The sequence below is a fragment of the Candidatus Deferrimicrobiaceae bacterium genome (assembly GCA_035256765.1).
GTDB lineage: Bacteria > Desulfobacterota > Deferrimicrobia > Deferrimicrobiales > Deferrimicrobiaceae > CSP1-8.
In genome coordinates this window covers 1-8,440 of the sequence record DATEXR010000073.1, presented here as the reverse complement: position 1 = coordinate 8,440, position 8,440 = coordinate 1, and the positions used below count along the sequence as shown (strand labels likewise).

Annotated in this window: 11 protein-coding genes; 7 read left to right on the top strand and 4 right to left on the bottom strand. The window is 61.7% G+C overall.

Going from position 1 to position 8,440, the window contains the following annotated elements:
- On the top strand, positions 1–331 hold a 331-nt coding region (locus VJ307_02285), incomplete at its 5' end, for an aldo/keto reductase (GenBank protein HJX72956.1).
- A gap of 111 nt (positions 332–442) precedes the next feature.
- Here the strand turns inward: VJ307_02285 and VJ307_02280 are convergent.
- A complete protein-coding gene (locus tag VJ307_02280) occupies positions 443–811 on the bottom strand; it encodes a hypothetical protein (protein HJX72955.1) in 369 nt (122 codons plus the stop codon).
- Between the two features lie 459 nt (positions 812–1,270).
- On the opposite strand from VJ307_02280, the gene VJ307_02275 reads away from it, so the two are divergent.
- The 4 genes from VJ307_02275 to VJ307_02260 all read left to right on the top strand — a co-directional run bounded on the left by VJ307_02275 (position 1,271) and on the right by VJ307_02260 (position 4,057).
- Positions 1,271–1,543, top strand: a complete 273-nt coding sequence (locus VJ307_02275) for an addiction module antidote protein (protein ID HJX72954.1) — start codon at positions 1,271–1,273, stop codon at positions 1,541–1,543.
- 200 nt (positions 1,544–1,743) lie between these two features.
- Positions 1,744–2,271 (top strand): NUDIX hydrolase, encoded by a 528-nt coding sequence (locus tag VJ307_02270; GenBank protein HJX72953.1) that lies wholly within the window; start codon positions 1,744–1,746, stop codon positions 2,269–2,271.
- A 433-nt stretch (positions 2,272–2,704) separates the two neighbouring features.
- A complete protein-coding gene (locus VJ307_02265) occupies positions 2,705–2,959 on the top strand; it encodes a hypothetical protein (protein ID HJX72952.1) in 255 nt (84 codons plus the stop codon).
- A gap of 15 nt (positions 2,960–2,974) precedes the next feature.
- Positions 2,975–4,057: a hypothetical protein gene (locus VJ307_02260; GenBank protein ID HJX72951.1), complete on the top strand. Its 1,083-nt coding sequence runs from the start codon at positions 2,975–2,977 to the stop codon at positions 4,055–4,057.
- A gap of 65 nt (positions 4,058–4,122) precedes the next feature.
- On the opposite strand, the gene VJ307_02255 is transcribed toward VJ307_02260, so the two are convergent.
- The gene (locus VJ307_02255; protein ID HJX72950.1) at positions 4,123–4,401 is read right to left on the bottom strand and encodes a GYD domain-containing protein; all 279 of its coding nucleotides are present in this window, start codon (positions 4,399–4,401) and stop codon (positions 4,123–4,125) included.
- Positions 4,402–4,843: 442 nt separating this feature from the next.
- A complete protein-coding gene (locus VJ307_02250; protein ID HJX72949.1) occupies positions 4,844–5,038 on the bottom strand; it encodes a DUF1059 domain-containing protein in 195 nt (64 codons plus the stop codon).
- A gap of 221 nt (positions 5,039–5,259) precedes the next feature.
- Between VJ307_02250 and VJ307_02245 the strand changes: the two genes are divergently transcribed.
- Positions 5,260–6,741 (top strand): DUF2779 domain-containing protein, encoded by a 1,482-nt coding sequence (locus VJ307_02245; protein ID HJX72948.1) that lies wholly within the window; start codon positions 5,260–5,262, stop codon positions 6,739–6,741.
- Between the two features lie 45 nt (positions 6,742–6,786).
- Entirely contained in the window at positions 6,787–7,776 is a 990-nt protein-coding gene (locus tag VJ307_02240) for a WYL domain-containing protein (protein HJX72947.1), read from the top strand.
- Between the two features lie 283 nt (positions 7,777–8,059).
- Here the strand turns inward: VJ307_02240 and VJ307_02235 are convergent.
- On the bottom strand, positions 8,060–8,440 hold a 381-nt coding region (locus tag VJ307_02235), incomplete at its 5' end, for a kinase/pyrophosphorylase (GenBank protein ID HJX72946.1).

The following is an 8,440-nucleotide window of genomic DNA, read 5'->3' as shown; positions in this document are numbered from 1 at the left end:
TGACGACCTTGCCGAAGGAGACTACCGGCGCAGCTCCCCGCGCTTCGTCGGGGAGAACCTCGCGTATAACCTTTCCCTCGTGAAACACCTCGAGGAAATCGCCGCGGAAAAGAAATGCCGTCCCTCCCAGCTCGCCCTGGTATGGCTGCTCGACCAGGACATCTTTCCGATCCCGGGGACCAAGCGGGTGGAGCGCCTGGAGGAAAACGCCGGGGCCCTGAACGTGGTGCTGACGTCGGGCGACCTCGCCCGGCTCGACGCCGCGTTCCCTCCGGGAGCGGCCAAAGGGACGCGCTACCACGAGCAGGCGATGGAGGCGTTGAACCGGTAAGGGATCCCCTGCCGGTTGATCCCGGAGGGACAAACACGGTTGACGCCGCCGGTCACGGCAAGAAGTTTCCCTTGGGAGAATGGGCCGTCGGATGAGTGCGGCCAGGATGGTCTATTCGAAATTAACCTTGCAAAAACAGTGGGAAACGGTGTTGTCTATAAAGGAATCCCTGCAGTTCCCGGCCAGCGTTTCGATCCATTCCCGGCCGTCGTAATACACCGCCATCTTGTAGAAATAATCCGTCCCGAATTCCCGGTGGAACGATTTCCCGACGACGGCGAGGGTGTCGATCACCTTGTCAACGGAGGGGCGCTTGCCGTCCTCGTTGTCGAACAAGGTGATCGTTGCCTGCTGATCGGTGCATACGGTCCTGGTGTTCATGCCGTTGCGGCGGAACAGGCTGTCCGACCTGCGTGCCATGCCGTTCGTGTGGTCGAGAGGATTCGGCAGATACCCATCCTCTACGCGCCGGTTGCTCATGACCGGTCTTATGCGCGAATCGCGATTCCAGGAAACGGGTTTCCCGCCAGGACCTGTCATGCGATGACCGGGTCATGGTAATTGTTTCGATGTGGATTCCATTCGCGGCGATTCGATGGAGGAGACGGTACACTAGGCATGGCGGGTTCGTGTTGGTGCGGATCAGTTTTATCTTGACACCATGTCGCTTATAAGCCACACTAACCTGGTGGATCCTATGCCATGGGAAATACGAATCTATATAAACAAGCGTGGGAAGGCGCCTTTTTCCGACTGGACTACGTATCGACTATGGACCCGGGTTCCGTGTGTATTTGGGAAAGGTTGGGACAAAGGTCGTTCTCCTTTTATCGGGAGGGGTGAAGGGCAGCCAGGGAAAAGATATCAAAAAGGCTATGGAATTCTGGGCCGACTACAGGAGTGGAGATCATGCCAAAGAGTAAAAGTTACAAGGAGGAGTTGATCCGGTCCCTGAGGGATCCGAAGGAAGCTGCGGAATACCTCAACGCTGCCTTGGAAGAAGGGGAGTCCGAGGTATTTCTATTGGCGCTCAAGGATGTTGCGGAGGCCCTCGGCGGCGGAATGTCGAAGCTGGCCCGGAAAACCCGCCTGAATCGAGAAAATCTCTATCGTATGCTTTCCGAAAAAGGGAACCCTGAGCTACGCAGCCTGGGAAATTTATTGGATGCGCTGGGGTTCAAGCTTGCTATCGAAGTGAAAAAAGCGTCCTGATCGCCGTTTTCTGCGATCACCGAAAATCCCGTCGAACGTTGGGTGTCGGGAACGATTCCCGGTGTCGCTCCAGGGGGTACAATTTTTACACGCATACCCGTGTCAGCGGGGAAGAGGACCTCCTCGCGCTTCGGTAAATTCGGGAAGGTCGTTCCGGCCCTTTACGCTCATAGCCGAATTTCCTTGGAGGATCCCGTCGAATGCCGCTCAAGCCCTGGAAGAAGCTCTCGGAGGCGATCGTATTCCGGAATCCGTACTGGACGTACAAGCGGGACGCCTTCGAGCTGCCGTCGGGAAAGCCCGGGGAGTACCACTACGTCCATACGAACGGATCTTCCATGGTCGTCCCGATCCTGGGGGACGGCACCCTGCTGCTGGTGAACCAGCACCGATACCTGCTGGGCAGGGAGAGCGCGGAATTTCCCTGCGGGAGCGTGAAGGACGGCGCGACCTACGAGGAAACGGCGAGGCAGGAGCTCAGGGAGGAAGCCGGCTATTCCGCGGAGAGCCTGCTTCTGGCGGGGGAGTTCAATCCTTACAACGGGGTCACCGACGAGATGTGCCGCGTCTACGTCGCGAGGGATCTTGCGTTCGTCGGGGGGACGCCGGACGAAACCGAGGAGTTCGAGCTCCTCCGGCTGGCGCCCGCCGAAGTCGAGGCGCGGATCCGGTCGGGCGCCATCTGGGACGGGATGACGATCGCGGCCTGGTCGATCGCCAGGCCGTAGAATCGACCGGATGCCTGCATGAAAATCCGCCCTCACCCGTTCCAACGTTTCGACTCTTCATTTTCTCGAAAATCGAATACAGCCGGTAGGCAAGGGTAACGGGCGCAACCGGGAGCAAAGGCTTCTCCTGAATCGTCCTCCCCGGGGCGGCGACCGGGCATCCTCGGCCGGCGTCGGCTGCGCGCGCGGCGTATTGGCAGCGTATTGCGCATCGAAAGGAGAATGTGCATGTCTCCCGATGGCCGCCAGGTCCTCCCTGACCACAATTGCGAATAGTATCGGCGGGTTGCGGGCCACCGTAGCCCCTCGGTTATTTCTCCTTTTGCCCCGCGCAGGTTTTCCCTGTCGAACCGATTCCGTTCGGCGTTGTTATTGGTTCTATGTGTCAATATGTAATGATATACTGGCGCATATCCCGAAAAGGAGGACCGACATGAAAACGGGTCCGATGATCCTGGGCATGCTGGCCGCCGTGGCGCTTTTTGCGACCGCGGCGTATGCCCAGGAACCGTCTCACGCCAAGCATGTCATCAAGTACGAAGGCACGGCAAGCTGCGTCTCCGCCGCGTGCCACGAGGGAGCGGCGAAGGAGGTAGCGGAGAGCCTTCATTACCAGCAGATGGGAATTCCCCGGTTTCTCGAGGGGTGGGAACCCGGCAAGCCCGCCGGGATGCTGCACAGCTATTGAGCGCCGCCCAACACGGTGGCGGGGCACAACTGGATCGGGATCCTCAAGCCCAGTGATGCCTCCAAGCCGGCGCAGCCGGGCGGTTGCGCTCAATGTCATGCGGGACTCGGCGCCAAACCCAATCCGGTCGGAAACCTGGTCGAGGCCGACTACCAGAACATCGACTGCCTCATCTGTCACGCTCCCGGGTACATGCGCACGGTGGTCATGGAAGGGGATAGGTTCCGCCTCGCGCCCGATCCCGCGATCGATGTCCTCAAGGCGGCGCAGTCGGTCGGCAGGCCCACGAGCGAGATGTGCCTTCGGTGCCACGCCGGGACCGGGGGAGGGCCGAACCACAAGCACGGCGTGATACCCACCAGGGACAGCGACGTCCACCTGGCCAAAGGGATCCAGTGCGTGGAGTGCCACGTCGCGAAGAACCACAAGATTCCGGGCGGCGGGGACATCAAGGCACAGGAGCTCCTCGAGGTCAGGGTCGCCTGCGAGAACTGCCATGAGAAGCCGCACAAGGGGGAGAAGGCGCAGGTCCTCGGGCGCCACCTGGCGAAGGTCGCCTGCCAGTCTTGCCACATCCCGGCGATCGCCCGGGATCCGAAGATGCCCACGGTGGTCGAGCGTGATTGGACGAAACCGAAACTCAACGAGAAGACCGGCCTGTACGGTCCCACGAACATCATGGGCGCCAATCTGAAACCGGAGTACCACTGGTGGAACCGGAAGATGACGGTGCCGCCGGAGCCCGTGGGATCGCTTACGGACGGCATGTCGAAGATCTTCCCCTGGAAACGGACGGACTACACCGTCATCGGGGACGCGGTTTCCGGCAAGGCCGTCTACATCAAGTCCGGCGTCTACGCGATCACCGGCGATCCGGCCGCGGCGGCCAGGAAGGGCGCGGAGGACTCGAAGACGGAATACAGCGGAAACTGGAAACCGGTCCGGGAGACGATGGTCTTCTCCCTCAACCACCAGGTTGCCCCCAAGGAGCAGGCCCTCGGGTGCAAGTCGTGCCACGCACCGGACGGGCTGATCGACTTTCAGAAGCTCGGATACAGCAAGGAAAAGGTCAGGACGCTCTCGGGCGTCAAGGAGTAGGCGGATTCATCCCTCGGCGAAGGACGGAGCCAAAGGCTCCGTCCTTCCCGATTTCTTTGTTCCTGTCACGATTTTGGCAGTATCTTGAGGATGCCGGGAATTTCCTCCTTGGAAAACGCTTTCAGCGTGGTCGTTTTTACGTTTCCCGCGGAACTTAACGCCAAAGCGAAGGCGGTCGCCACTTCATCGCTCGGGCACTCGCCGATTCCGACGTAGTCGTATTCCCCCATCACCAGATAAATGCCGATCAGCTTGCCGCCCAGTTTCTGGAGTAACTTGGAGGAGCTTTCGATCCGGTCCGGCGCATTTCGGAAATCTTTGCTTCCCTGCTCCGTCAGTTTCATCAAGACAACGTATTTAGGCATTTGTCCCCTCTCTTTTCCGGCACACCCGATTAGCTTCCTTCCCCTTGAACCGATGCGTAAAAGGAACTCAAGGGGGCCGGAACTGACACAAATCCGATGGATGAAGGGAAGTGGAATCCGTTCCGGAAAAGAGGAGGATCATCCCGGCCCCCCTTGCGTCGGAAGGCTGACGTTTGCCTGAGGGTTGCCGAACGCCGTCGGGCTGAACGGGTTGGATTACGGGAGCGACGGACCGTATAGGGACCCTATATGCTGATATCCGTTCGATGTCAACCTGCGGGCCGATCTCCTCGTCTCCGCCTCGCAAGCCGCGACAGGAGAAGACGGGGAAGGAAAAAGGGCAGGGGGGGACGCCCAAGACCGGGCGGGTATTCCGTTGCCCCCCCTGGTGTGCATGGTTGGACAGACCGTTTGCCCAGCTTCAGGCGGGCGGGCTCCCCACTTTGAACCCTTTGCGAATCTTCTCCCGGAACTCCTTCGTGTCCGGGTAGCCGTGAACGGTTGTTGCGTGCTGCACCACCGCTTGGAGGAGTTCTTCCTCGGAGTCGGCCGAGAGCGCCACCGTGCATTTGACATCCCCCGGGTGGTCGCGGCAGTCGATATACTTACGCGCCATGATCGAACCTCCTTTCGTCAACGGGTTTGTCCCTGCGATGCATGAAAATTACGATGTCCGCCCGACAGCGGGGGATTCGTCCGCAGACCCGAAAGCGGGGAGGGGAAGCTCGAGGATTTCCAACTGCCGGCGGTTGGTCCGCGGGGGATATTCACCTCCCTCGGGGAATGAGGTAGAGTTGACGGAACGCCAGACATCCCGGCTCCCCCGGGAGGAACGTGATGCCCGCCTCCGGCAGGAACATCTCCTTGAGCAAGTCCCTTTACATGCGGGGACTCCAGTGCCACAAATCCCTCTATCTGCACAAGCACCGCCCGGAGCTGCGCAGCGAGCCGGCCCCGGAGCTTCTGGCGCTGTGGAAGTCCGGCACGGAGGTCGGGGTGTACGCCCGCCAGCTGTTTCCCGGAGGGGTTGAAATCCCCTTCGAGGGACTCCCCAAGGACGAGCAGCTTTCACGGACCCGCCAGGATATCCACCGGGGCACGAAGGTCCTCTACGAAGCGACCTTTTCCCACGACAACGTGTTCGTGAAGGCGGACATCCTTTGCCGCTCCCCGGAAGGATTCGACCTGTACGAGGTGAAAAGCGCGACCGACGTGAAGGAACACAACTGGGATGACGTCGCCATCCAATACTACGTCCTCGCCGGATGCGGCGTTCCCATTCACCGAGCCTTCCTGGTCCACATCAACAGCGCCTACGTCCGCAAGGGGGAGATCGCCCCGCGGGAGCTGTTCGCCATCCAGAACGTGACCGACGTGGTCCGGGGGAAGCAGGACGCCATTCCGGAGGAGCTGGCCGCTCTGCGCAGGATGCTGGGCGGGAAGGAGCCCGACATCGACATCGGGCCCCACTGCAGCGATCCGCACGAGTGCGACTTCATCGCCCACTGCTGGCAGCACATCCCGGAGCATTCCATCTTCACCCTCCGGGGACGGGGGATCGACAAGTGGGATCTGTACCGGCGCGGGATCCTCCAGCTGTCCGACGTCCCGCTCGCGTCCCTGAACACCGCGCAGCGGATGCAGGTGGTATATTTCCTGCGCAAGGACGACCACGCCCACCCGGAAAAGATCCGGGAGTTCCTGGGAGGGCTCTGGCACCCGGTCTGCTTCCTCGATTTTGAGACTTTCCGGTCCGCGATCCCGCTTTTCGACGGGACCCGGCCCTACCAGCAGGTTCCGTTCCTCTACTCCCTGCATCGCCGGGATGCGGAGGGCGCGCCTCTCCAGCATTTCGAGTTTCTGGCCCGGCCCGGCGCCGATCCCCGGAAGGAGCTGGCCGAGAAACTGCTCGGAGAGATCCCCGACGGGGCCTGCGTCCTGGTCTACAACATGGCCTTCGAGAAGGGGGTGCTGAAAGTCCTCGCCGAGTTCCTCCCGGAGCACCGCAAGCGCCTGTCCGCCGTCATCGGCGGGTTGGTCGACCTGATGGAGCCGTTCCGCCGGCGGGAGATCTACCATTGGAAGATGTCGGGCTCCTATTCCCTGAAGAGCGTGCTCCCGGTCCTGGTTCCGGACATGACCTACGAAGGGTTGGCGATCCGCGACGGGGAGATGGCCTCCGAGGCGTATTTCACGATGGGCGACATCGGCGACGCGGAGGAACTGCGGAAATTGCGCAAAGCGCTCCTGGAATACTGCCGCCAGGACACGCTCGGGATGGTCCGGCTGCTGGAGAAAATGGGTTCCATGGGCAAGTGAGCGGCGGGGGATCGCCGATTGCCGGATCGGCAGGGGAGGGCGGGGATGGCCGGGAAGAGAGGAGACGGCAAAGGGAAGTCCAGGAAACGGCCCGCGAATCCCCGGCCGACGGCCGGGCCCACCAGGATGGACTGGGCGCTGCGGCTGCTCCGGCTCCTGAACGAACGCAGGGCCCTCACCTCCCGGATCGTGGCGGACGAATTCGGAGTCGCCCTCCGGACCGCGCGGCGCCATCTCCTGCACCTTTCCGGCTTGCCGTGCGTGATCACCGACGGGAAGAAGCACACCTACACCCTGACCACGGACACCATCGTCGGCGGCAGGATCCCGAACGCCTCCGAGATGTCCCTGGTGTGCGCCCTGATCGACTACGCAGCCCACGTCTTCGGGCCCGAGCATTCCCGGTTCCTGACCGGCCTCAAGAACCGGATCTTCCGGATGCCCGGCGTCTACCCGATCGCCGGGGACGAGGAGATCGACATGGACCAGGTGGCGAGCACCCAGCTGGCCCTCGAAAGACACATCAAGGGCCGGGAGGTCGTCTCCTTCTCCTACCGGAAATCCGGGAGGCGCTGCACGGCGGAACCGTACAAGATCCTCTACTACGGCGGGTTCTGGTACCTCGTGGCGAGGCACGACGGGAAGACGAAGAAGTTCTTCCTCGACTTTATCGAGAACGTCCGCCCGACGGGAAGCCGGTACCCGGAGGTGCCGGAATCCGTCCGGCGGGTGCTGGAGGAGGCGCAGGCGATCTTGTTCGACGACCGGGAAACGGAGAAGGTGGCAGTCGAGTTCGACGCATCGGTCGCCCACATCTTCCGCCGGGAGAATTTCTTCCCGCACCAGGAAATCGTCCAGACCAGGGAAAACGGCGACATCGTGGTTTCCTTCGAGGTGCACAACGAGATACACTTCCACGAGCAGACCGCCCGCTGGATGCCGTATTTCCGCGTGATTACCCCGGACGCCTACCGAAAGAGAGTCTGCGCGATCGGCCTCGAGGCGGCGTCGAGGAACGAATCGGACGCGGGATGAAGAACCGGCTTTTTCCTTCAGGCTCTGATCCCAGCTCTTCTTCCCCTCCGGATCGGTCCATCCCTGGAACCAAAGGGTCGCGGGCACGTCACGCACCTTCCCATACCCGTTGTTGGCGCTGACATACGCCCGAAGCGATTCGAGGACCTTGGCGTACTCCTTCCGGTCCTGCTCGCCGAGTTTCGCATCGGAGGCCCGGCCAAATCCGCGGGAGGGGGCGGGAACCCCAGAGGCTGTCGACGCGCGTCGCGGAAGAGAAGGGATCCCGGCGCGGAGGAGGGGCCTACGGAGGCAGGGGGGGGCGTTGCGGTTCCTTCCGGCTCCGGGTGACGACCTGGATGATCTCGTCGGCGATGATCTCGATCGGCTTGTCCGTGACGTCGACCACGTAGAACTCGCCGTCCCGGTAGATCTTCCTCGCGGTCTCGAGCTCCGCGAAGACCAGGGAGGGTCTGGAATAGTCCGTCATGATGCCCGCGCCCAGGAGCACCTCGCGCTTCCTTCGGTGCTCCATCAGGTGGGTGTACTCGATGCTCAGGCCGATCACCTTGCGGCGGTCCGTTCGGTACACCTCGTCGGGGAGCGGGATATCCTTGAGGATCGGGACGTTGGCCACTTTCCAGCCGTGCACCGCCAGATACATGCTCAAGGGGGTTTTCCCGCA

Excerpts from the sequence above, each read along its gene's own strand:
- VJ307_02280 (HJX72955.1), bottom strand. The coding sequence starts at position 811 with ATGAGCAACCGGCGCGTAGAGGATGGGTATCTGCCGAATCCTCTCGAC.
- VJ307_02270 (HJX72953.1), top strand. The coding sequence starts at position 1,744 with ATGCCGCTCAAGCCCTGGAAGAAGCTCTCGGAGGCGATCGTATTCCGG.
- VJ307_02265 (HJX72952.1), top strand. The coding sequence starts at position 2,705 with ATGAAAACGGGTCCGATGATCCTGGGCATGCTGGCCGCCGTGGCGCTT.
- VJ307_02255 (HJX72950.1), bottom strand. The coding sequence starts at position 4,401 with ATGAAACTGACGGAGCAGGGAAGCAAAGATTTCCGAAATGCGCCGGAC.
- VJ307_02250 (HJX72949.1), bottom strand. The coding sequence starts at position 5,038 with ATGGCGCGTAAGTATATCGACTGCCGCGACCACCCGGGGGATGTCAAA.
- VJ307_02245 (HJX72948.1), top strand. The coding sequence starts at position 5,260 with ATGCCCGCCTCCGGCAGGAACATCTCCTTGAGCAAGTCCCTTTACATG.
- VJ307_02240 (HJX72947.1), top strand. The coding sequence starts at position 6,787 with ATGGCCGGGAAGAGAGGAGACGGCAAAGGGAAGTCCAGGAAACGGCCC.